26 protein-coding genes and 2 rRNA genes are annotated in these 24323 nt (G+C 33.3%); 3 read left to right on the plus strand and 25 right to left on the minus strand.

Annotation, left to right across the window (positions count from 1 at the left end; translation table 4 throughout):
• On the plus strand, window positions 1-309 hold a 309-nt coding region (locus T385_RS0101430), incomplete at its 5' end, for an IS3 family transposase (RefSeq protein ID WP_029905866.1).
• Between the two features lie 269 nt (window positions 310-578).
• Here T385_RS0101430 and T385_RS03480 read toward each other — a convergent pair.
• From T385_RS03480 to rpsJ, 24 genes are all read right to left on the minus strand, one after another.
• Window positions 579-3767 carry a hypothetical protein gene (locus T385_RS03480; RefSeq protein WP_036450747.1) on the minus strand — a complete coding sequence of 1063 codons (3189 nt, stop codon included), beginning with the start codon at window positions 3765-3767 and terminating at the stop codon, window positions 579-581.
• 75 nt (window positions 3768-3842) lie between these two features.
• Window positions 3843-5522: an IS1634 family transposase gene (locus T385_RS0101440; RefSeq protein ID WP_029905868.1), complete on the minus strand. Its 1680-nt coding sequence runs from the start codon at window positions 5520-5522 to the stop codon at window positions 3843-3845.
• 297 nt (window positions 5523-5819) lie between these two features.
• Window positions 5820-8699, minus strand: a 23S ribosomal RNA gene (locus T385_RS0101445).
• Window positions 8700-9006: 307 nt separating this feature from the next.
• Window positions 9007-10519: ribosomal RNA gene (locus T385_RS0101455) — 16S ribosomal RNA — on the minus strand.
• The 16S and 23S rRNA genes sit together here, the layout of an rRNA operon.
• 446 nt (window positions 10520-10965) lie before the next feature.
• Window positions 10966-11400, minus strand: coding sequence for a 50S ribosomal protein L15 (gene rplO / locus T385_RS0101460; RefSeq protein WP_029905870.1), 435 nt, complete (start codon window positions 11398-11400; stop codon window positions 10966-10968).
• A gap of 69 nt (window positions 11401-11469) precedes the next feature.
• Entirely contained in the window at window positions 11470-12150 is a 681-nt protein-coding gene (gene rpsE / locus T385_RS03485; protein ID WP_029905872.1) for a 30S ribosomal protein S5, read from the minus strand.
• On the minus strand, window positions 12150-12506 hold the full coding sequence (gene rplR / locus T385_RS0101470; protein WP_029905873.1) for a 50S ribosomal protein L18: 357 nt from the start codon (window positions 12504-12506) through the stop codon (window positions 12150-12152). The genes rpsE and rplR overlap by 1 nt, the downstream gene beginning before the upstream one ends.
• A 48-nt stretch (window positions 12507-12554) precedes the next feature.
• Window positions 12555-13094 (minus strand): 50S ribosomal protein L6, encoded by a 540-nt coding sequence (gene rplF, locus T385_RS0101475; RefSeq protein WP_029905875.1) that lies wholly within the window; start codon window positions 13092-13094, stop codon window positions 12555-12557.
• Window positions 13095-13107: 13 nt separating this feature from the next.
• Window positions 13108-13503: a 30S ribosomal protein S8 gene (gene rpsH / locus T385_RS0101480; protein WP_029905877.1), complete on the minus strand. Its 396-nt coding sequence runs from the start codon at window positions 13501-13503 to the stop codon at window positions 13108-13110.
• Between the two features lie 3 nt (window positions 13504-13506).
• Window positions 13507-13692, minus strand: a complete 186-nt coding sequence (locus T385_RS0101485) for a type Z 30S ribosomal protein S14 (RefSeq protein WP_029905879.1) — start codon at window positions 13690-13692, stop codon at window positions 13507-13509.
• Window positions 13692-14237 carry a 50S ribosomal protein L5 gene (gene rplE, locus T385_RS0101490; protein WP_029905881.1) on the minus strand — a complete coding sequence of 182 codons (546 nt, stop codon included), beginning with the start codon at window positions 14235-14237 and terminating at the stop codon, window positions 13692-13694. The genes T385_RS0101485 and rplE overlap by 1 nt, the downstream gene beginning before the upstream one ends.
• A gap of 24 nt (window positions 14238-14261) precedes the next feature.
• Complete coding sequence (rplX, locus tag T385_RS0101495; RefSeq protein ID WP_029905883.1) at window positions 14262-14582, minus strand: 50S ribosomal protein L24; 321 nt, start codon at window positions 14580-14582, stop codon at window positions 14262-14264.
• A gap of 20 nt (window positions 14583-14602) precedes the next feature.
• Entirely contained in the window at window positions 14603-14971 is a 369-nt protein-coding gene (gene rplN, locus T385_RS0101500) for a 50S ribosomal protein L14 (RefSeq protein WP_029905885.1), read from the minus strand.
• Complete coding sequence (gene rpsQ, locus T385_RS0101505; protein WP_029905886.1) at window positions 14971-15243, minus strand: 30S ribosomal protein S17; 273 nt, start codon at window positions 15241-15243, stop codon at window positions 14971-14973. The genes rplN and rpsQ overlap by 1 nt, the downstream gene beginning before the upstream one ends.
• Window positions 15243-15437, minus strand: a complete 195-nt coding sequence (gene rpmC / locus T385_RS0101510) for a 50S ribosomal protein L29 (protein WP_029905887.1) — start codon at window positions 15435-15437, stop codon at window positions 15243-15245. The genes rpsQ and rpmC overlap by 1 nt, the downstream gene beginning before the upstream one ends.
• Window positions 15437-15868 carry a 50S ribosomal protein L16 gene (rplP, locus tag T385_RS0101515; protein WP_029905888.1) on the minus strand — a complete coding sequence of 144 codons (432 nt, stop codon included), beginning with the start codon at window positions 15866-15868 and terminating at the stop codon, window positions 15437-15439. Before rplP ends, rpmC begins: the two co-directional genes overlap by 1 nt.
• Window positions 15846-16520 carry a 30S ribosomal protein S3 gene (gene rpsC, locus T385_RS0101520; RefSeq protein WP_029905889.1) on the minus strand — a complete coding sequence of 225 codons (675 nt, stop codon included), beginning with the start codon at window positions 16518-16520 and terminating at the stop codon, window positions 15846-15848. Before rpsC ends, rplP begins: the two co-directional genes overlap by 23 nt.
• Window positions 16520-16858 carry a 50S ribosomal protein L22 gene (gene rplV / locus T385_RS0101525; protein WP_029905890.1) on the minus strand — a complete coding sequence of 113 codons (339 nt, stop codon included), beginning with the start codon at window positions 16856-16858 and terminating at the stop codon, window positions 16520-16522. The genes rpsC and rplV overlap by 1 nt, the downstream gene beginning before the upstream one ends.
• Window positions 16858-17136, minus strand: a complete 279-nt coding sequence (gene rpsS, locus T385_RS0101530; protein ID WP_029905891.1) for a 30S ribosomal protein S19 — start codon at window positions 17134-17136, stop codon at window positions 16858-16860. The genes rplV and rpsS overlap by 1 nt, the downstream gene beginning before the upstream one ends.
• Entirely contained in the window at window positions 17136-17981 is an 846-nt protein-coding gene (gene rplB / locus T385_RS0101535; RefSeq protein WP_029905894.1) for a 50S ribosomal protein L2, read from the minus strand. Before rplB ends, rpsS begins: the two co-directional genes overlap by 1 nt.
• Window positions 17982-18051: 70 nt before the next feature.
• On the minus strand, window positions 18052-18540 hold the full coding sequence (rplW, locus tag T385_RS0101540; RefSeq protein ID WP_029905895.1) for a 50S ribosomal protein L23: 489 nt from the start codon (window positions 18538-18540) through the stop codon (window positions 18052-18054).
• A gap of 2 nt (window positions 18541-18542) precedes the next feature.
• Window positions 18543-19427: a 50S ribosomal protein L4 gene (rplD, locus tag T385_RS0101545; protein ID WP_029905897.1), complete on the minus strand. Its 885-nt coding sequence runs from the start codon at window positions 19425-19427 to the stop codon at window positions 18543-18545.
• Window positions 19427-20239 carry a 50S ribosomal protein L3 gene (rplC, locus tag T385_RS0101550; protein WP_029905899.1) on the minus strand — a complete coding sequence of 271 codons (813 nt, stop codon included), beginning with the start codon at window positions 20237-20239 and terminating at the stop codon, window positions 19427-19429. The genes rplD and rplC overlap by 1 nt, the downstream gene beginning before the upstream one ends.
• A gap of 51 nt (window positions 20240-20290) precedes the next feature.
• Complete coding sequence (rpsJ, locus tag T385_RS0101555; protein ID WP_029905901.1) at window positions 20291-20596, minus strand: 30S ribosomal protein S10; 306 nt, start codon at window positions 20594-20596, stop codon at window positions 20291-20293.
• A 396-nt stretch (window positions 20597-20992) separates the two neighbouring features.
• Here rpsJ and T385_RS0101560 point away from each other — a divergent pair, with 396 nt between their 5' ends.
• Both T385_RS0101560 and thiI read left to right on the plus strand, forming a co-directional pair.
• Window positions 20993-22612 carry a hypothetical protein gene (locus T385_RS0101560; protein WP_029905903.1) on the plus strand — a complete coding sequence of 540 codons (1620 nt, stop codon included), beginning with the start codon at window positions 20993-20995 and terminating at the stop codon, window positions 22610-22612.
• Window positions 22605-23741 (plus strand): tRNA uracil 4-sulfurtransferase ThiI, encoded by a 1137-nt coding sequence (gene thiI, locus T385_RS0101565; RefSeq protein WP_029905905.1) that lies wholly within the window; start codon window positions 22605-22607, stop codon window positions 23739-23741. The genes T385_RS0101560 and thiI overlap by 8 nt, the downstream gene beginning before the upstream one ends.
• A gap of 317 nt (window positions 23742-24058) precedes the next feature.
• On the opposite strand, the gene T385_RS03700 is transcribed toward thiI, so the two are convergent.
• Window positions 24059-24323: hypothetical protein (locus T385_RS03700; protein ID WP_029905906.1), on the minus strand; the 265-nt coding region annotated here is incomplete at its 5' end.

Raw genomic sequence — 24323 nt, forward strand, 5'->3', positions numbered from 1 at the left:
ATATTTCACTCTGATCAAGGGTGACAGTATCAACATGCTTATTACAGAAGCAGATTAAAAGAAAAAGGGATTATTCAATCAATGTCTAGAAAGGGAAACTGTTATGACAATTGTATTATGGAGACTTTCTTTGGTAGAATGAAAAATGAGATGTATTATGGTTTTGAAAAAGACTTTGAATCTTTCCAATCTTTTTCAAAAGCTGTAGATGAATATATGGATTATTATAACAATAAAAGAATTCAGGCAAAAACAAAATGGATGCCTCCTGTAAAATACAGGAAAACATCCATTTGTGTTGTTGCCTAGTTAATAAATATGTGTCCAGGATTCTGGGTACATATCATTTATTTAATGTTCTTGTTTTGCATCGAAATGTTGGTTTGACCAAAAAAACTATCAAATAACGGTATTAAAAACAAAATCTTGTTAGTTATTTGCAACAATTATGATATAACATTTACAATTAATTTAACCTATCTCAAGAAGTTCAATTTGTTTTATATTTCACACAAAAGTTTAAAAAAGGTTAAAAATTCCTTAATAATAATTTAAATAATTAAATAAAAAAAGGTGTTTTACACCTTTTCTGTTTTGTTTTCTTCATTAAATTTGTTAGCAAGTCTAAGTAATTCAAAAATAATAGATAATTTTGCAGGTTTTTTATCAATAATTTTCTTGAACAATGCTTTTTGAGTTTCTGTTAAATTTGGCCAGTGATTTGAGACCAATAGCTTAGTAAAATCCGAAAGATGCGAAGAGAAATCAATGAAACCTACTTTAAGCATTAATAATTCATCAATTTTCTCAGGTTCTCATATTCCTTTAAGATCATCTATAAACTGTGATTTTTTGCTTGCATCTAAATTAGTAGAATTGATAATATTTTCAGCTTCGACCTTTATTCCTAGTTCAAGATATGGTTTAATAATGAATTGCAACAAATAAATTGTTTCAGGATCTGTTGCTATATTTGTAAGATACGAAACAAAACCCTCTCGCGCTTCTTCGTTAACATTTTTTGAAAATTCCATAAGTTCGCTCTTTGCTTTAGACAGTTCGTAAATCTTTGGAACCGCAGTTAATACTTCTTGATTTATTTTTTGACCATTTTGGCTAAAGTCACTTGAATTAATATCTATTTGTCAAATATCAGAAGAGATTTTTTTAAAATCAGCAGATTTTGTATTGAAAAATACTAACTTAGATACATCTTGAAGTAAAACAATAGCGTTTTTTATTGCTTTAACATTTTCTGCTTTTTTTACAAGGTTTGTTAGTTCATCATAAAATTGAATTGTTCTATAGCTATCACTAATTAAGTCATCAAATATTTTTAATGCATTATTGTAGAGTTGAGTTGCTCTATCATGAATACTATTTAATGTGTCTTCTGTTGCATTTGTTGGTTTAAGTTTTTGAAAATCACGTGAAATCTCATTATAAATATCTAATGAATGATCGCTTTTATCATAATATAGATACTCATCAGTAAATGACTTTTGAACTGATAATTCTGTTTTATTGAATAAGCCCTTTAAGTAATCATCAATTTCTTTTTTGATTTCATTATGCTTTTCAATATTTTTTAACAAAATTTCTTTCGTGTCATCAAATCTAGCTTTATAGATGCTTTTTTTAGGATTTTTTTCTGATAAACGACTAATAGCATCAAACGCTAATTTATGTGATGATTCAAAACTTCTTCCAAGAATTTCTAATGTTTCGCTCTTTACGTCTAGTATCTCTTTCTCAGTTTTGGCGTTATCAATCTTGTGTTGAAAATTGCTATCAGGATTATTTTCATTTATAAAATCCTTTACTTCAGTTTTTAGACGTTCTAAATATCTTTCGATTTCTAATGTTACTTCCTCGGCTTCTTGAGCAGTTAAGTCGATTTTTTCTAGAATATTTTTGTATTTAGTTTTACGCTCACCTTCATTTAATTTTTCAAGTGCTTTTTTAGCATTAGGAAGTTTTTTATCAAGGTCATCTTGATTTTTTATTGCTTCATCAATTTTCTTACTAATGTCATCAATTGTTTTTGAAGTTGCTTGATCAAGCAACTTGTTTATTTGTTGTTTTCTTGTATCATGCAATTTAGATTTAGTAACTTTATCTTTTAATTCATTGACTTTATCTAATACTTTTAAATGTTCTATATGTTCTTGGAGTTTAACTTTAATTTCATTAAGTGTTTTGATATTTTTTGCTGCATCAACTTCTTTTTTAAATTCTGTTTTTTGTTGATCACTTTCTTTTAGTTTTTCAATCTCATCAGATACAGATTTTTTATTTTTATCAAAAAGCTCAGTCGCTTTAGCTCCTAATCCCTTTAAATCTTTTTCGTTGAGTTCTTTGTCAGTTAATTGTTTGCTTCATTGAGCGTACTCTTCTAAGCCCTCTGCAACAGCAATTTTTTCTTTTGTATCATTAACCAACTTATCATATTCAACTTCTAATATTTTAGTAACTTCTTCAAGTGTGTGTTTAGAAGATTTAGGATCACTAATTTTGTCTTTATTGTTTTTTTTGACATCATTATCATCTGAAAATTTGTCAAGAAGAGTGATAGCCTTTTGTCTTGCTTCATTAGTTTGATCAATTAATATAAGAACTGCTTTTTCGGTTTCTTTAAGATCTTCAATGTTTTTTGCATCACTTAATTGTTTTTTAAAGTTTGCTTTTTGAGTTTCTTGATCACTTAATTTATCAATTTCTTTTGAAAGTGATGTTTTTTCTTTATCAAAAAGAGACATTGCTTCTGTTTCAATTTCTTTTAATCTTGATTCAGTAGGAGTTTTGTCGTCTAATTCTTTTAATCATTGAGCATACTCATCTAAGCCCTCTGCAACAGCGATTTTTTCTTTTGCATCAGCAATCAACTTATCGTACTCATTTTGCAATAGTTTAGCAACTTCGTTTAATGTTTCTTTTGTTGATTTAAGGTCTTCGACTTTATCTTTATTGGCCACTTTTACTTTGTTGTCATCAGAAAGTTTATCAAGGAGTTTTTTGGCATCTTCTCTAGCTTGGTTTGTTTGATCAATTTCACTTTGAATAGTTTTTTCAAGTTCTTCTAGTGCTTCTTTATCATTGAGTTGTTTAGTTCGCGTTAAATATTGTGCTTTTAGTTCATCGTTATGAATATTTTCATTGATTAATTTTTCAATACGCTCTTGAAGAGTTGCAATTATTCCACCTTGTTCATTGACTTGGTCATTGATTTTTTTGTTCAATTGTTCATAACTAGAGTCATTTTCAAGTTTTTCAATATCTTTAATAATTTCGTTTTTTTTGTCCTCATCAAGCACATTTTTTGCTTTATCACTTAGTTGAGATTTAAGTTGACCAACTAATTCTGATTTCAAGTCTTCAAGTTGTTTAATTGTCTTAGCACTTTCTTTTTTAGTTTTAAATTGATCTTTTTTGTCTTCAGAAACCAAATTTAAGAACTTATCATCAACGCTAACCAATGCATCAAAATTACCTTTTAGTTGTACTCTAAAAGAATTTAATTGTTCAAGTGATTTGAGTTCTTTAAGTTCGTTAAGTTTTGCGTCCCTGTCTTTATGACCTTCATAAAGTCTTTCAACTTCATTTTTAAGATCATTTTTTTCTTTTTTGAATTGTTTTAATAATGCATTCTTTTTATTTGAATTATTTACAGCAACACTCACGCCTGCAATTGTTCCAATTGCCGCTACTCCGCCTACTGCACCAATCACTGAAAAAAGAACTTTCTTATTAACTTTACTGAAATCCATAATATTATTAACTCCTATATTGTTTCTTTTATAATCTAAACTTTCGGTAAAAAATTACACTAACGGCAATTATCATTATTTTTTTAATCTTAAATTTAGTAAATTTACGTATTGCAAAAGCTGATTCGTATCTAATTCAAGGCCGTTTAAAATCTCTTTTTGTTTAGCTGTAAATGCGTTTCTACGAAGATATGTATCTGATATTTTTGTCACTTCAATTTTGGTCAATTCATTAATTATTGTGTTGTATGTTTCATGTCTCTTTCTTGCTATTAAATCTTTGCAATAAAACATTATGTAGGCCCTTACAATATCGCTAATAAAGGTTAGAAATGTTTTAGATTCTAAAATTCCATCAGTGTATGAATAGTTTTTATTTAAGTTGGTTTGAGTTTTGATTCATCTAAACATTTTTTCAATACTGTCTCGATTGTGATATGCATTTTGCACTTCATCAATTGTTTTTTCAGTGTTTGTTACTATGGCACAATATCCGGCGTTTTTTATATGTTTTTCAAATGATTCTTCCTTTGGTGTTACACTTAAAATTCTTCGTTTTTCATCGAGCTCAAGATCAAGATATTCAGAAAAATTAAGTTCAACTTCCTTTGTTAATTTTTTCATATTTTTAACTTGCTCAACTAAGCGTGTAAAGTACTCAGTGTAAAATGAAACTCTTTCTGATTCTTTAATAGGTTCATAGAGCAAAACAATATTAAATTTCTTATTTACATCATCAAAAACTTTGTCTTTTACAATCATTCCAAATGATTTTTTATCATTTGTTAAATTACTAATTTTATGTTTAAATTTGTCTTTATTTTCATCTAAAACTCTTTGCAAATTTTTATTCCAAAGTTTGGCCACGATTATGAAAGAATAACCTTTTTTATCTATATTATGTATGTTTTTGGCTGAAAAATAACCTCTATCCATCACTAGACAATGATCTTTAATACCAATAGTTTTTATTTTTTCTATCAATATATCGCACTGAGTCATATCAGTCACAGAGCCCGCATAGATTTCATAAAATAATGGAAAATTGTTAATTTGATCAGTAACTAAACCAATATTAATGATTGGTTCATTTTTATTTTCCGTAGCATATCCATATTCAGCTTTTTTAACATTTTTCGATGATGTATTTACATTGATTGAGTCGATATTGACATAACTTGAATTCACATTATTATTTAAATTTCTTTGGTAATTTTTAAGTCAAAGTTCTGAAAATTTAGCAATTTTTTCTGCAGTTAAATGTTTATTTAAAATATCAGAAATAGTTGATTCAGATTTCACTTTTTCTAACCCTGCATAATTTTTAAAAAGTCATGTTTTAAACCCTTGAATCGTGTTTGAACAATTGCTAGAATAATAGCAAACAAGTGCTTTTATAATTGTTGAATTAGTTCCAAAAATATTTTTTAATATATCATCAACACCAATTTTTTTAAAAATTAGGTCAAACACAGCATATGTTCCAAAAGATAAAGTATCGCTGAATTCAAGATCTTTTTCAATTTCAACAATATTCTCATCTGAAAAGTAATTAAAGTATTTTTCATTCGGAAACATCATTCGTTCACCATTTTCATTCCTTGTAATTAAACCTATTAAAACCTTTTTCTCTTTGTAATATTTTTTTGATTTTATATATTCTCTATCAACCACCAATTGAACTCATTCACCATTCTTTTGTTTTGAAATTTTTGCCCCTTTAGGCACTTCAACCATTCTGAATTTATCTAACATTTTCGCTCCATTTTGATAGTATAAAAATTATACTAAAAAACAAAAAAGGAACAAATTATTTTAAAAAAATAACCATTTTTTGAAGAAAAATAGCTATTTTATGAGATTTTGGATGTTAGTATAATTTTTTACCGAAAGTTTAGATTCTAAACGGCTCTAGTTTTATACTTAAAGTGGGAAATGCATAAAAAAGCAAAAAAAAATCTGCTTGCGCAGTTTGCTCTCTGAAAACTGAATAGTAATGTAAGAAAATTTTATCAATTTAATTCATTGAAATGCCTTAAAGACACATCAATTACTTTTAAACCGATCGATTTATTAGTAATGGTCAGCTCAACATATTGCTATGCTTACACCTCCATCCTATCAACCTCATAGTCTATAAGGAATCTCAAGGGAATACTAATCTCTGAGGAGGCTTCCCACTTAGATGCTTTCAGCGGTTATCCTTTCCGTACTTAGCTACCCTGCTATGCTGCTGGCGCAACAACAGGAACACCAGTGGTACGTCCACTCCGGTCCTCTCGTACTAAGAGCGGCTCTCATCAATATTCCAACGCCCACATCAGATAGGGACCGAACTGTCTCACGACGTTCTGAACCCAGCTCGCGTACCGCTTTAATTGGCGAACAGCCAAACCCTTGGAACCGACTCCAGCTCCAGGATGCGATGAGCCGACATCGAGGTGCCAAACCTTGCCGTCGATGTGATCTCTTGGGCAAGATAAGCCTGTTATCCCCAGGGTAACTTTTATCCGTTGAGCGACTGCCATTCCACAATGTACAGCCGGATCACTAAGTCCTGCTTTCGCACCTGCTCGACTTGTAAGTCTCACAGTCAAGCACACTTCTACCTTTGCGCTCTGCATACGGTTTCTGACCGTATTGAGTGTACCTTTGAACGCCTCCGTTACTCTTTAGGAGGCGACCGCCCCAGTCAAACTACCCGTCACGCACTGTCCCCCCACCTGATTATGATGGCAGGTTAGAAACTCAATATAACAAGGGTGGTATTTCAACGGCGACTCCCTCAAGACTAGCATCTTGAGATCAACGTCTCCCACCTATCCTACACATGTTAGACCAAATTTCAATACGAAACTATAGTAAAGCTCCATGGGGTCTTTTCGTCTTGATGCGGGAACCCAGCGTTTTCACTGGGACCATAATTTCACCGAGTCTAGTGTTGAGACAGTTGAGAGATCATTGCGCCTTTCGTGCGGGTCAGTATTTAGCCGACAAGGAATTTCGCTACCTTAGGACCGTTATAGTTACGGCCGCCGTTCACCTGGGCTTCATTTCAATGCTTCGCCGAAGCTAACAAATCCACTTAACCTTCAGGCACTGGGCAGGCTTCACCCCCTATACATCACCTTGCGGTTTAGCAGAGAGCTGTGTTTTTGATAAACAGTTGCCCCTCATAATTTTCTGTGGCCCAAGTGTTACCTTGGGCACCCCTTCTTGCGAACTTACGGGGTCATTTTGCAGAGTTCCTTAACACTAGTTTTCTCGCTCGCCTTAGAATACTCATCTTGGGGACGTGTGTCCGTTCTCGGTACAGGTTTCAATAAAATTAAGTTTAGAAGCTTTTCTAGGAAGTATGGAATCAACCAATTCGCTTGCGCTATGCATCACAACTCCCGGTTAAGAACTGCGGATTTGCCTACAGTTCCCAGTTATTGCTTGCCCCCCAATCCGATAAGAGGTAGGGCTATCCTTCTCCGTCACTCCATCACATTTAAAGAAAGTACAGGAATATTAACCTGTTGTCCATCGACTACGCATGTCTGCCTCGCCTTAGGTCCTGACTAACCCTGGGTGGACGAACCTTGCCCAGGAAACCTTCCCCAATAGGCGTCGTAGATTCTCACTACGAATCGTTACTCATACCGGCATTCTCACTTCTTAGCGCTCCACCAGTCCTTACGGTCTGACTTCGTTGCCCTAAGAACGCTCCTCTAACGTACTTTCGTACCCGTGGCTTCGGTATTGTGTTTAACTCCCGTTACATTGTCGGCGCAAGATCTCTTGACTAGTGAGCTATTACGCACTCTTTAAAGGGTGGCTGCTTCTAAGCCAACCTCCTAGTTGTTTATGAAATCTCACAACCTTTCTGACTTAACACAATTTTGGGACCTTAGCCGACGATCTGGGTTGTTTCCCTCGCGAGCCGGGACGTTAGCACCCCGGTTCCGACTGCATGATAATACATAATGGTATTCAGAGTTTGATTATAGTCAGTACAGCTAGGCGCCGCCATTCCATATTCAGTGCTTTACCACCACTACTTAACATCACACGCTAGCCCTAAAGCTATTTCGAGGAGAACCAGCTATCTCCAAGTTCGATTGGAATTTCTCCGCTATTCACAAGTCATCCGGGCACTTTTAAGCGTACTACGGTTCGGCCCTCCACTTAGTGTTACCCAAGCTTCAGCCTGCTCATGAATAGATCACCTGGTTTCGGGTGTACGCCAACATACTATTTGCCCTATTAAGACTCGATTTCTCTACGGCTCCGCTTTTATCCGCTTAACCTCGCATGCTAACGTAACTCGCCGGTCCATACTGCAAGATGTACGCCATCACCCATTAACGGGCTCTGACTAATTGTAAGTAAGCGGTTTCAGAATCTATTTCACTCCCCTCTCGGGGTTCTTTTCACCTTTCCCTCACGGTACTAGTTCACTATCGGTGTCTGGTTAGTATTTAGCCTTACCGGGTGGTCCCGGCAGATTCAGACAGGGTTTCACGTGCCCCGCCCTACTCAGGATACGATCAAGAGACTTAACAATTTCGCTTACGGGGGTATCACCCTCTATGCCACTTCTTCCCAAAAGTTTCTGCTATTATTAAGTTTTGTAACTCTATGTAGATCGTCCTACAACCCCATATAAAATGGTTTGGGCTCTTTCTCGTTCGCTCGCCGCTACTAAAGAAATCATTATTTATTTTCTCTTCCTCATGCTACTAAGATGTTTCAGTTCACATGGTGTCTCGCTCATTAACCTATGAATTCAGTTAAAGGCAACTAGACATTACTCTAGTTAGGTTTCCCCATTCGGAAATCCCCGTATCATAGCTTATATCCAGCTTCACGAGGCTTATCGCAGGTAATCACGTCCTTCTTCGACTTCCAGACCCAAGGCATCCACCACTCACTCTTCCTTATTTAAAAGTAAGTATTTATCCTATTGTATTGGTTACATTATGATGTGTATTTTAAGACATTTCAATGAATCAAAAATTTATGATTGTTTTTTATCTCGATGAATCAAAACAAATTGACCTAAATCAATTAATTATTGATGTCGTTGTAAATATTTTAAAATTTACTATTCAGTTTTCAAAGAACAAAGAGAGAATGCTCTCTCAAAACTAGATATAAGCTTTGTAGACCATAAAAACAAAGCACATAACAAATAAATAAGGTCTAGTAAAAAAGGTTAATAATCATTAAAAATAATGATTTTTGTACTCCGTAGAAAGGAGGTGATCCATCCCCACGTTCTCGTAGGGATACCTTGTTACGACTTAACCCCAGTCACCAGTCCTGCCTTAGGCAGTTTGTTTATAAACCGACTTCGGGCATTACCAGCTCCCATGGTTTGACGGGCGGTGTGTACAAGACCCGAGAACGTATTCACCGTAGCGTAGCTGATCTACGATTACTAGCGATTCCGACTTCATGAAGTCGAGTTGCAGACTTCAATCCGAACTGAGACCGACTTTTTGAGGTTTGCTCCATGTCACCATCTTGCTTCTCTTTGTATCGGCCATTGTAGCACGTGTGTTGCCCCACTCGTAAGAGGCATGATGATTTGACGTCATCCCCACCTTCCTCCCAATTACTCGGGCAGTCTCCTTAGAGTGCTCAACTTAATGTTAGTAACTAAGGACAAGGGTTGCGCTCGTTGCAGGACTTAACCGAACATCTCACGACACGAGCTGACGACAACCATGCACCATCTGTCATTCTGTTAACCTCCACTATGTCTCCATAGCTTTGCAGAAGATGTCAAGAGTGGGTAAGGTTCTACGCGTATCTTCAAATTAAACCACATGCTCCACCGCTTGTGCGGATCCCCGTCAATTCCTTTAAGTTTTATTCTTGCGAACGTACTACTCAGGCGGATCATTTAATGCGTTAGCTGCGCCGATGAGTTCCCCATCAGCTAATGATCATCGTTTAGGGCGTGGACTACCAGGGTATCTAATCCTGTTTGCTCCCCACGCTTTCGTCTCTCAGTGTCAGTGTATGCCCAGTTAGCTGCCTTCGCCATTTTGGTGTTCTTCCTTATATCTACGCATTTCACCGCTTCACAAGGAATTCCGCTAACCTCTACATAACTCTAGCTTGCCAGTATCCAACGCGGTTTGGGGTTGAGCCCCAAAATTTAACGCCAGACTTAACAAACAACCTACAGACGCTTTACGCCCAATAATTCCGGATAACGCTTGCAACCTATGTATTACCGCGGCTGCTGGCACATAGTTAGCCGTTGCTTTCTAATAAGCTACCGTCAAGGTAATGTCATTTCCTACACTACTTTTTCTTCACTTACCACAGCAGTTTACAACCCATAGGGCCTTCATCCTGCACGCTGTGTCGCTCCATCAAGCTTTCGCTCATTGTGGAAAATTCCCTACTGCTGCCTCCCGTAGGAGTCTGGGCCGTATCTCAGTCCCAGTGTGGCGGTTCAGTCTCTCAACCCCGCTAAACATCATCGCCTTGGTGGGCCGTTACCTCACCAACTAGCTAATGTTGCGCACCCCGATCCTCCAGCGAAGCAATCGATCCTTTTCTATTATTTTCATGCGAAAACAATAAGTATTTGGTATTATCGGATGTTTCCACCCGCTATCCCAAACTGAAGGGTACGTTGAGTACGTGTTACTCACCCATTCGCCGCTAAGGTATTGCTACCTTCGCTCGACATGCATGTATTAGGCACACAGCCAGCGTTCATCCTGAGCCAGGATCAAACTCTCGAAAAAATTGACTGTCATGTTTATATATCTAGTTTTCAAAGAACATTCAAGTGCTAAAAGCCCTATTATCATAACATATTATTAAAAATTACATAGAAAATTTTTAATTTTTTTAGCTATTATTTTTAGAACTTTTAGTGCTATGCACTTCGCTTAAAGTGTATAACCGAACAATAGTATAAACTATTTAGTTAATTAAAAAAGAAAATTTTTAATTTTTTTTATCGCTAAACTTTAACCAAAAATTTAGCTTGTTTATTATACATTAAAAACAATTATCAATAATTTTTTTATTTTTTTTCTTTATAAAGATATATCTATTATTTATTTATATATTTATTATTATTTTATATATATGAGTTGTTTTTTAGTTCAATTTTCATATTTTTTATTTTTTATCATACGAAATTAGCAAAATAAAAGAATCGGCAACCCCGATTCTTAAATATTAATTATAAATTTGTGAAAGTACCCTTTTTTTCTTCTAATAAAGCAATTGCCTTGGCACTTGCTGCATGTAAAGTAACATGGAAAGTTTTTGTTACTTTACCAGTAGCTAAAAGTTTAACTGGTAAATTACGTTTAATAATATTATTTGCAAATAATTTTTCGATGGTGATTTCTTCATTGTTTGCAAATGTAGATTCTAATTTTGCTAATGAAACAGTTTGATATGTTACGTGGTTAACGTTATTAAAGCCTCTTTTACCAATACGACGGAATCAAGGTGTTTGACCACCTTCGAATCCTGGACGGTGCCCATGACGTTTGTTTTGACCTGATTGACCTTTACCTGCTTGTTTACCTTTTCCTGCTGCGTGACCACGACCAACACGGTGTTTTTCTTGGCGTGATCCTTCGGTGTATTTTAATTTTGATAAATCCATTTTGACTCCAATCATTAGTTATGAAAGATAATTAAAATAATGAAATAATAATTATTTAACCTTTAAAGATTAAAGTAAATTTTTAACGTCTTTACCACGAATATCAGCAATACTTTCAGGCATTCTAAGTGCAGATAATGCTTTTAAGGTCGCATGTACAGTGTTAGCTTTTGAACGTGAACCATAGGTTTTTGAATAAATGTCAGTATAGCCAGCTAATTCAACAACTGCACGAACTGTTGAAGAAGCAACAATTCCTTTTCCTTTAGGCGCAGGTTTAAGCATAACTTTTGATGCTAAGAATTTAGCATGGACTTCATGTGGAACGGTAATTTTTTTGTAAATTGGAACACTGATAAGGTTATTTTTAGCATCTTTAACTGCTTTTTTAATTGCATCTGGAACTTCATTGGCTTTTCCATGACCAAATCCAACATGCCCTTTTTTGTCTCCCACGACTGCATATGCAGAGAATGAGAATCTTCTACCACCTTTTACAACTTTAGTTACACGTTCGATTGCAACTATTTTTTCACCGAATTCGTTAACGTAAGCTTCACGAGGACGTCTGATGTTTTTATTATCTTTTTTATCGCCTTTTGGGCCACGTTGTGTGTTTGGCATACGACGTTCTCAAATTTGTTTCTTTTCTCCAGTAGCTACACGAGGTGCTTTTTTAGCAACCACTTCTTGTGTTGCTTGAGCTTTTTCATTAGAATTTTGAGTATTTAATTCTTTTGTATTTTCCATTAGAATTTCACTCCTTTAAGATTTTCACGTAATGTTTCAGCAAATGCTTTTACACGACCATGGTAAATATAACCTGAACGGTCAAATACTAATTCACTAATTTTTAATTTGTTAATTTTTTCAGCCATAACTTTAGCTGCTGCCTGAGTTGAAATCACATTTCCGTGATATTCACCTTTAACATATGTGCTAACAGCAGCTAAGGTGTGACCTTTGGTATCATCAATTAATTGTGCATAAAAGTTTTGGTGAGATTTGTAAACACAAAGACGAGGTTTTAAAGCTGTACCAGTAATTTTTTGTCTTTCGCGTAAGTGTTTAACTTTACGTGCTTCGTTACGAGTTTTTGTTGCCATAATAGCTCCTTAATTACTTTAATTGCTTCTGAAAGTCTTGAAAAATGACTATTTAGCAGCTGTTTTTCCTTCTTTACGACGGATAACTTCATCTTTGTAGGCAATACCTTTACCTGAGTAAGGACTTGGTTTACGAACATCATGCACAAGAGCAGCGAATTGCCCTACTTCTTCTTTGTTGATACCTTTAATAGTGATTTCTGTTTGTTTAGGAACTTCAACAGTTAATGAAGCTGGTATGTTAAGGTTAACTAAATGTGAATAACCAGCTGCAATTTCTAAAACGTTGCCTTTTAAAGTCGCTTTGTAACCAACCCCTTTAATCACTAATTCTTTTACGAAACCTTCATTAACACCTTTAATCATGTTTGCTAATAATGCATTAGTTGTTCCGTGTAATTGTTTTGTTGTTTTTGATTCGTTGGCACGAATTGTATTTAATTTTCCTTCATTAATATTGATAGCAATTAAAGGAGAGAATTCGCGATTTAAGCTACCTAATTTTCCTTTAACTGTTACTTGGCATCCTTGAACTAAGACTTCAACTCCGGCTGGAATTGTAATAATACGATTTCCGACACGAGACATAATTAACTACCTATTATCAAACGTAAGCAAGGACTTCCCCACCTACATTTTCCTTTCTAGCTTGTTTATCAGTCATGATGCCTTTTGAAGTTGAGATAATGGCTACGCCATAGCCAGATAAAACTGTTGGCAAGTTTGATGCTTGAGCATAAACTCTTAGTCCTGGTTTTGATATACGTTTGATATCAACAATCGCACGCATATTTCCTTTATATTTTAATGCCACTTCGAAGTGTTTGTCTTTTCCTTGACCAGCCACTTCAACTGAGTTAATAAAACCTTCATTAAGTAAGATATCTAAGATACGAGCTTTTTTTGTAGAGAAAGGGATGTTTACGCTTTTCATTTTTCTTTGGTTAGCATTTTTGATACGAACGATCATATCTGAAATTGGATCTGTTAAAAACATATTCTATCAACTCGCTTTCTTCATGCCAGGAATTTGACCAGCGTGTGCTCTAACACGGAAGCAAATACGGCAAATTTTATATTTACGTAATACTGAATGTGGACGGCCGCATAATTCACAACGTGTGTAAGCACGTGTTGAGAATTTAGGGTGTTTCTTTTGCTTAGCTTTTAATGAAACCTTAGCCATTATTTTTCCCCTTTCGCAAATGGAAGTCCAAGTAATTCTAATAAATCTTTTGCTTCAGCATCAGTTTTAGCTGTTGTAATTAATTGAACGTCCATTCCCTTAATTTTACGAATCTTATCGAAATCAATTTCTGGGAAAATGATTTCTTCTTTAATACCTAATGAATAGTTACCGCGACCATCAAAAGCTTTTGGATTAGCTCCTCTAAAGTCACGAATACGAGGCATAGCCACGTGAATTAATTTTGCTAAAAATTCTCACATTCTGTCACGACGAAGTGTAACTTTTCCACCCATCGGCATACCTTCACGTAATTTTCATGAAGCGTTTGACTTTTTAGCTACTGTTTGATATGGTTTTTGTGATGTGATTAATGTTAGTTCGTTTAAAACTTCTTCAATTGCTTTTGAGTTTGTTACTTCACGACCAGCAGTCATGTTAATGGTAATTTTTTCTAATCTAGGAACTTGCATTACTGATGAATATTTGTATTTTTTAGTTAATTCAGCAATGACTTTTTCATTATATAAAACTTTTAGGTTCATAATAACTCCTTATTAGCTTATTAATTAAGCTAGTTCCTTTTTAGTTTTTTTCAAGATTCTTACACTTTTACCATTTTTTTTCTCAATTGCAATTTTTGAATAAGTTGCTGGAGAAGTTTTTGTTGCACGTCTTACTAAAATTGAAATGTTTGAAGCATTAATTGGACCTTCAACTTTAACGATTGATCCATCTTGACCTTGACGAGGTTTTTGGTGTTTTGTAAGCATGTTAACATCTTTGATGTATACGTTGTTTTTCTTTTCGTCGATTTTGATAATTCTACCAGTTCTACCTTTGTGATCACCAGCAATTACTATAACTTCATCGTTTTTTCTAAATTTCATAATTTGCTAAAACTCCCTTACTATAATACTTCTGGAGCTAGTGAAACGATTTTTAGATAACCTAAATCACGTAATTCACGAGCAACTGGACCAAAGACACGGGTACCACGCATTGATTTATCTTCTTTAATAATAACTACAGCATTATCATCGAAGCGAATGTGTGAACCGTTTGAACGAGTAATTCCATAACGACTTCTAACAACGACAGCTTTAACAACTTGACCTTCTTTAACTACACCATTTGGAAGCGCTTTTTTTACTGAGCAGACAATAATGTCACCAATATTAGCAGTTTTCTTTCTTGAACCACCTAAAACTCTAATTAAACCAACTTCTTTTGCACCTGAGTTATCCGCAACATTTAATTTAGACAATTCTAAAAGCATTAATTATCTCCTAATTCATTGTGTTGACGAACTTCAACTAAACGGAAGTGTTTGGTTTTTGAAAGTGGTCTAGTTTCCATAATAGTAACAATATCACCAACTGCAGCTAATAATTTTTCATCATGAACTGCGAAGCGTTTAACTGTTCTAAAACGTTTAGAATATAGGCGGTGTGAACGATAGTTTTCAACTTCTACATAGATAGTTTTATCGCCACGAACTGATACAACTTTACCAGTAAGTGTTTTACGAGTAGCTGTTAATCTTTCCATTATTTAGCTCCTTTTTTAAGTTCGATAGCTGTTAGGCAACGAGCAATATCTATTCTGATAGCGCTGATTTTGTGTGTATTGTCTAATTGTCCAGTTGAATTTTTAAATTTCAAGGTAAATAATTCTGCTTTAAGGTCATTAACTAATTTTTCTAATTCAGCCACTGACTTTTCGTTGATATCTTTAAAAAGCATTAGTTTTGACCTCCATTTTCTTCATTATTTGCAACAATTCTTCAGCAGACAGGTAATTTATGTCCACCTAAACGAAGTGCATCACGTGCGATGTCTTCTTTAACACCTGAAACTTCAAACATCATTGTATTAACTTTAACAGGTGTATATCATTTATCTGGAGAACCTTTACCAGAACCCATACGAACTCCGATAGGTTTTGAGGTTTTCGCAAAGTGTGGGAAGATACGGATAATAACTTGTCCTTCACGACCCATTCTTCTTGTGATAGCGATACGAGCACTTTCGATTTGACGAGCATCAACAAGGGCACTTGTTGTAGCTTGTAAACCAAATTCTCCGTATTCTACTGTATTGCCTTTGTAAGCTTTGCGTTTGTCATGTTGGCGAAGGAATGGTTTACGATATTTAGTTCTTTTTGGTTGTAGCATTTGATTTTACTCCTTCCAAAATTTCACCTTTGCTGATTCAAACTTTAACACCAATTGCACCGTAAGTTGTACGAGCAGTTGCTGTAGCGTAATCAACATCTTGTCTTAAGGTGTGTAATTTCATTTCTCCACGAGTGTAGCCTTCGCTACGAGCCATATCAACACCATTTAAACGTCCACTTACTAAGGTTTTAATACCTTTAGCGCCAGCTTTTAAGGCATCATTAATAACATATTTTTGTGCGATTCTGAAACTTTCGCGACTTTCAAGACGAGTCGCAATGTTTTCAGCTGCTAAACGAGCATTTAATTCAGGATATGCTAGTTCAACAACTTGTAAGTTGATATCTAAGTTTTTATTTTTTAAATATTTGTGTAATTCAACATTGATAGCTTCTAGGTTTTTACCACCTTCACCTAGGATTTTAGCTTTTTTAGCTGTGTGAAGGAATACGGTGATTTTGTCATTTTGTTGGCGTTTAACTTCTACTTGTCCAATTTGGTATTGGCGAACTAATTTATCAAAAAAGTCATAAATTCTAGCGGCTTGAACTAAATTTGTTCCGTAAGTTGTTTTATCTGAATATCACACTGAGTTGTGTTTTTTGGTAACTCCATAACGGAAACCATTTGGATTAACTTTTTGTCCCATTAGTTTTGCTCCTCGACAGTAATTGATAAATGTGAAGTTCTTTTAAAAATTGAGAATGCACGTCCTTGGCTGTGTGGTTGGTATCTTTTAAGGGTTGGCCCTTCATTTACTAAGACTTCTTTAACATATAATTTAGTTACATCACATCCGTGATTATTAGTTGCATTGGCAATAGCTGAGTTTAATAATTTGATAAATAACGATGATGCTTTACGGTTAGTGTTTTGTAAAATTCCTAATGCTGTTGCAACATTTTTGCCACGGAATAAATCAGCTACTAATCTAGCTTTACGTGGTGAAACACGTTGCATTTTAACTGAAGCGACTGCTTGAGCCATTATTTTTTCTTACCTTTATCTGCACCATGACCTGAGAAGGTTCTTGTAGGTACAAATTCACCTAATTTGTGTCCAACCATATCATCAGTTACATAAACATCAATAAATGCTTTACCATTGTGAACTTGAAATGTTAAGCCAACAAAACTTGGGAAGATTGTTGAGCGACGCGATCAAGTTTTAATAGGTTTTTTTGGAGCCTTACCTTCAACGATAGCATCAACTTTTTTAAGTAAATGATCGTCAGCGAAGGGCCCTTTTTTCAAACTACGAGCCATTATTTATTATCCTTTCTGCGTCTAATAATTAGTTTGTTAGAAGATTTCTTAGTTTTACGTGTTTTCACACCAAGAGCTTTTTTACCTCATGGAGTAAGTGGTGCCTTACGTCCGATTGGTTGTTTACCTTCACCACCACCATGTGGGTGATCTACTGGGTTCATTACAGAACCACGTACAGTTGGACGAATACCTTTGAATCTGTTACGTCCAGCTTTACCTCAATTAATTAATAAGTGTTCTTCATTGCCAACAGTTCCGATTGTAGCACGGCAACGTGCCAAAATACGACGAACTTCACCACTTTTTAGACGAACAACAACATATTTGCCGTCTTCATCTTTACCTAAAATTTGTGCGCTTGTACCAGCGCTACGGGCGATAATTCCGCCCCCGCCTGGTTGCATTTCAATGTTGTGTACGAATGTACCTTCAGGAATATTAGATAATGGTAAGCTATTGCCTACTAAAATATCTGCATTTTCTCCTGAAACAACTACTTGTCCCACTTTAATTCCTTGTGGGGCTAAAATGTATCTTTTTTCACCATCAGCATAAGCTAATAAACAGATGTTTGCTGAACGGTTTGGGTCATATTCGATACTTTTAACAGTAGCTGGAATATTATCTTTGTTACGCTTGAAGTCAATAATACGGTAGAAGCGTTTTACACGTCCACCTTTGTGGCGAACGGTGATTTTACCTTGGTTATTGCGGCCAGCATTATAGTTTAACATCACTAATAGTGATTTTTCTGGAGCATGACCACTTAAACTTTGATTGAAATCAAGAGTAGACATATTACGTTGACCGTTTGTTACTGGCTTTAAGTGTTTAATTGCCATAATGTCTCTCCTTTGCTTAAAAATAGTGAGGAATTTGTCTTTTAAGCAACCTAATTTCCTCTGGGATTAGCTATTTACTAGCTTCTTTTTTAGCTCTTGGCTTTTTAGTTGGAGCTTTTTTATCAGTTTTTTCTTTTTCTTGTTTATCTACAGACGCTTTAGTAGATTTTGCAGCTTTTTTAGCAGCAATTTTTTCTGCTAATTTTGCTTCTTTTTCAGCTGCAACAGCTTTTTCTTCAGCTTTTGCTTTTTCAGCGACTTTGTCTTGTTTTTCTTGTTCTTGAGGGTAATAGTTAATTACAAAACCATCTTTTAGAGTAACAATAGCTTTCTTAACTCTGTTTGTAAAACCATTAAATCTACCTACACGTTTAGCTTTTTTGTCACCTTTAATAGTATTAACACTTTCCACTTTTACATTGAAAATGAATTCAACTGCTTGTTTAATTTGGAATTTGTTTGCGTTGTAATCAACTTCAAAGGTGTATGAATTATTTTCTTGTAATCTTGAAGATTTTTCAGTCAAAATAGGACGTCTAATAACTTGTGTAATTTCCATAATTATAAACCTCTACTTTCAAATACTTTTAATCCTTCATTCGATAATACAAGAACATCAGCTCATACTAATTGTTCAACAGTTGTACTTTGTGGTTTAACAATCATCACATTTGGAACATTTGATAATGATTTCATTACTAACATATCTGTTGTAACAACTAAAATGTGTTTTTGGTTTACAACATTTAACTCTTTCAACTGTGCTACAGCATTTTTGGTTGAAATTTCAGTTAATTTTAAATCATTAACAATCACAGCTTTAGCATTAGATAATAAAGTTAAGGCTGATACGAAAGCGGCTTTCTTAACTTTTCTATTAACTTTAAGTGTGTAGTTTCTTTCAGTACGAGGTCCTCATGCACGACCACCACCAACTCAAATTGGGCTTCTGGTTGAACCTGCACGAGCACGTCCTGTTCCTTTTTGTCTTCATGGTTTTTTACCGCCACCACTTACTTCTGCACGACTTTTTACAGCATGAGTCCCTTGGCGACGTGAAGCTCTTTCAGACATAATTGCGTCGAAAATAGCTTGTTCATAGATCTTTTCAGCTTTAAAAATGTTTGAAGGTAATTTTGAATTATCAAAATTTAAAACATTTTCATGTGCAAAATTAACTTTTGCACTTGTTTTTGAAGTTTTAGCTACTTCTTTTACAGGTGCTTTTTTAGGTGCTTTAACTTCTGCTTTTTCATTTACTTTAGCAGTTGCTTTTTTAGTAGTAGTTTTAATTTCTGTTTTAGGTGCTGTTTTAGGTGCAGCTTTAGGTGCAGCTTTAGGTGCAGTCGCTTTTTTAGCGGGTGCTTTAGGAGCGGTAGCTTTTTTAGTTGATTTTACTTCTTCAGACGCAACTTTTTTAGTTGTTGCTTTCTTAACTTCAGCCATTATTTTTCTCCTTCACTAGCTTTATTTGCTTCTGCTTCAGCAGCTTCGATTAATGGAGCTAATTCGCTTGAATGCATACCGACTTTAACTTCAATTTGGTATTTTTTAGCTTTTTCAAGTAATTCATTCATTAATAATAGCTCTTTAATGTCAACTAATTTTGTAGCTTCCTTAACCGGTAAACCTTTAACAGCCTCTTTAATTACTACATAGCCTTTTTTAGGTCCAGGAATTGATCCTTTAATTAAAATAGCATTTCCTTTAGCACTTACTCTGATGATTTCTAGGTTTTGAACAGTTACTTGGCTGTGCCCTAAGTGTCCTGGCATAGTCATGCCTTTAACAACTTTGTTACCACTAATGTCACCAAGTGATCCTGTTTGTCTTACTGGTTGGCTACCACCACCACCACCGTGTGATTTAGGCCCGATGTGTTGGTTTCATCTTTTGATTGTACCAGCAAAACCTTTACCTTTTGATGTTCCAGTAACATCAACTAATTCACCCGCGCTGAAAATTTGATCAACTTTGATTTCTTGACCTAATTCATAGCCTGACATGCCACGAATTTCTTTAATGTAGCGCTTAGGTGTTGTTTTAGCTTTGTCAAATTGACCTTTTTCTGGACGGTTAACTAATTTTTCACGCTTTTCGCCAGTTGCTAATTGAGTGGCGATGTATCCATTAGTTTCTAAAGTCAATACTTTAGTAACAACATTTGGTAAAACTTCTAAAACCGTTACTGGAAGAGCAATTCCATCTTCAGTAAAGATTTGAGTCATACCAACTTTACGTCCTAAGATTCCTTTCATAAATTTCTCCTTAAAAATTTAATTACCATTGCTTGAAAATCAAGATGGATTTTATTTGCTTTGAATTTGAACTTGCACATTTGCAGGTAATTCTAAACGTTGAATTTGATCCATAGTTTGTTTTGATGGGTCAAATAAAACAATAAGTCTTTGATAAGTACGGCTTTCGAATTGTTCACGGCTTTTCTTGTTAATGTGTGTCGAACGTAGAATTGTAACTACTTCACGTTTAGTTGGCAATGGCACTGGGCCAGAGAACTTAACTTCGTTTTTAGTTGCTAATTCAATAATTTTCTTCGCACCAAGATCAGCAAATGCACTCTCGAAGCTTTTAACTTTGATATTAACTTTGTTCATTGCGTTGTCTCCTTTGTTCATTTTTGAACATTACTCCACATAAATTTCTTAAGTCGTCCTCGACAACTTTGGCAGCTTAACAACCTTATGCTTCGGGGTAATTTTCTTTAGAATTCTAAACTAAAAATGAATTTTCGAAAGAAAAATCTAAATATTTTTATTTATTAAATTTAATACTGTATTATCAATATGCATATATTTATCAAAAGTTAAAAATTCACTGTTTTTTTAACCAAAAATGCAACGTTTTGTCAGTGTTTTTAAATACAAAATAAATTTGAAAATAATTTTTATAGCAATGAATGGCAACAGTAAAAAATTACGATACACCAATAAGGGTATTGAACTAAAAAATTACAAACTTTTTAATGGTTCAAAATATCTTATAATATTGTTATGAATTCTGGAATAACCAAAAATATTTTATTTATATTAATTATAGTTATTTTTATTATTTTTATAGTTTCCATTACATCATTATTAATATGAAGGCTTTTTAGAACAAAAATAAAAAAAATAAAAACTAATCAAAAGGCATACTTAGAAGAAATAAATAATTTTAGTTATTATTTACACACAAGTATTTTAAGATTAAAAAATTATTATAAAAATAATTATAAATATATTACCTTATTTGAAGAGGCTGAAAAAAATGCCTCAAAAATCGAAAAGCATAATCAAAGTTTAAAAATTTTGCTTGAAAATCTTTATATTGAACTAGAGCACAAAAAAATTAGTTTAGTTTTCAAAATATATAAACAAGTTCAAATTCAATGAAAAATATTTTTAGTCGATAAAGATAAATTTAATAAATTAGTTGGTTCATTTAATAAAAATTGGGAAGAAGTTGATAATTTATCAGGTTTTTTACAATCTCTTTTATTAGATATTAAAGCTTATATTATAAAAAACCAGAATTTAATACCTAACTCTTTTGAAACATTAATAGACGAAGCAAACAAATTATTAGCATCTACTTGCGATTTTGATGAACGGCGTAAACATAATGATATAACAGAAATAAATAGATTAATCAACGAACACCATAAACGTGTTGTTATCTTTGCTAAAAAAATTGATTCTGCAATAAACATTGAAAAGTCACTTTTTACTATAATACCTGTAAAGATTGCTTTTTGGGAACAAAAAGAAGAATTTAAAAATGAATATATTAAACTTAAAGAATTTTATGAAAATATTAAAAATAACCAACCATTCGCAAATATAACTAAAACAGAAAAACAACTTAGAATTTTTTACAATGATGAAAGAAAACTAAGAGAGATATTAAATTATCAACAAAATAGTCAAATTTTAGCTTATGATTTACTAGCAGATTTTAGAAAAACATTTAACCATGTTTATAACAAAATAAATTTATATATTTCTATTTATGATCAAGATGAAAATGAAATTAGCGATATCAAACAAACCCAAACTAAGTTAGTTAATTTAAAAAAATCTTTGGATTACATGGAATCATCTGCAGAAAAAAAAGAAAACATAAGTTTTGATCAAATTAAGTTCTTAATTAATGAAATAAGAATATTAATTGATCAATTCAACCATTCTACAGACCTTATAGTAAATAAGCATAACAAAATAAACTACACGAAATATTTATTAAAAACTTATAAATTTTTAGTTTTCTATGCAAACAAAAATGAAAACCTTTTAAAAAACAATGCGGAAATCTATGATAGTTTAACTCAGTTAAATATAGAAATTTATGCCTTAGTTGATGAATTTAATTCTAAAGAATACCTTGATATCAAGGATAGCAAATTAATTAAGTTTCAAAATAAACTAAATAGTGTTTTAACAGTAATTCAAAAACAAAAAATTTATTCTAGTATGGTAGACCAATTTATTAGTAAAATCGATATAATTAGTAAAAAACAAGAAAATATAAAAATACAAAAATTACATGTAATTAATCTAAAACAACAATATAAATTTAAGGAAGCTTTTGATGTCTGTGTTAAATATATTAAAAAAGGAGTATGAGATGTATAACAAAATTTTAATTCGCTATGGCGAGCTAACTTTAAAAGGAAAAAATCGCTTTGATTTTATAAATCAATTAGCTAGAAATGTAAAAAACATTTGTAATGAAATCCCTGAAAAGCAAGTAGACAGGATGTTTTTATCATATTCAGAAGAAAATATTTCTAATTTAAAATATGTTTACGGAATAAGTTCATACTCACCAGTAATTACTTGTGAAAACAATATTGAACAAATTAAGCAAACAGCAATTAAATTAGCTAAAGGCTACAAAACTTTTAAAGTAGCTGCTCGTCGTAATGATAAAAAATTTCCATACAAAAGCGATGAAATTAATAATTTAATTGGCTCATACATTTTACAAAATATCCAAGGCATTAAAGTTGATGTTCATAATCCAAAATGCATAATTTATATCGAAATCAGACATGACCAAACACTTGTATTTACAGAGGTTATAGAAGCATTAGGCGGATTACCTGTTGCGACTTCAGGGAAGGTGTTGCATCTAATGAGCGGTGGTATCGACAGCCCTGTAGCAGCTTTTGAACTAATGAAAAGGGGGCTTGAAGTTTGTTTTTTAAGCTTTATAACACCGCCGCAAACAGATGAAAAAACAATATCAAAAATAAAAGATTTAATCACAAAATTACTCCCTTATCAGGGTAGAGCTAAATTGTTTTTAGTTAATTATTCAAAACTAATGAACTATATTGCTTTAGTTTCAAAACAAAGTTATAAGATAACTTTAATGCGTCGCAGTTTTTACCGAATTGCCTGTAAAATAGCACAAAAAAATAAAATAAATGTATTATCAAATGGTGAAAATCTTGGCCAAGTTGCTTCTCAAACTTTGGAATCTCTTTCTGTAATCAACAATGCAAGTGATTTATTGGTTTTAAGGCCTTTATTAACAAAGGATAAAATCGAAACTATAAATATCGCCAAAAAACTAGGCACTTATGATATTTCTATTATAAAAGCTAATGAAACTTGTGAACTTTTTGCGCCTAAAGATCCCGTAACAAAGCCAAATATAGTAGATGTTAAATTATTGGAAGAAGAGCTAAATTTATTAAATGAGTTAGAAAACGATGCAATTGAAAATTGTGTTGAAATAATAAAAATACAAAAATAATATGGTTATGCAAAATTTCCATATTTTTTTAAAAAGTCCTAATATCTTCCTACATAAAAAAGTGTGAAACATTAAACAAAATGAACCCCTTGAGGTTAGGTTAAATTGATTGTAAATGTTATATCATGTTTGTTAAAAATAACCAACAAAATTTTGTTTATTAATACCATTATTTGATAGTTTTTTTTGGTCAAACCAACATTTCGACGCAAAACAAGAACATTAAATAAATTTCAATGTTCTTGTTTCGTTCTTCTTTTGCAAACAAAAGAAGCAAAATTTCTTCTTCTTCTGAAAAAGAAGAAGCAAGAAAACTTTTAAAAATTAAGAATGTTTGATAAGTATTTTTGTGTTTCTTGCAATGTTTCAAAAATTTCTTTAATTAGAAATTTTTCTTCGTCACTTACTATTTCTTTATTACCGATTTTATAGATTAATTCAATTTTTTTGCTTAGATATGTATTGAACGTATAACCCGTTGCGTTAAGTTTGGCTAACTTGATTGCTTCAGGAATTGGGATTAGATGTTTGCGTTTGAGATAATCATTCACAAAAAGTTCATTCTTGTCTTCAATTTTTAAA

The sequence above is a fragment of the Mycoplasmopsis opalescens ATCC 27921 genome (assembly GCF_000712185.1).
Lineage (GTDB): Bacteria > Bacillota_I > Bacilli_A > Mycoplasmatales > Metamycoplasmataceae > Mycoplasmopsis > Mycoplasmopsis opalescens.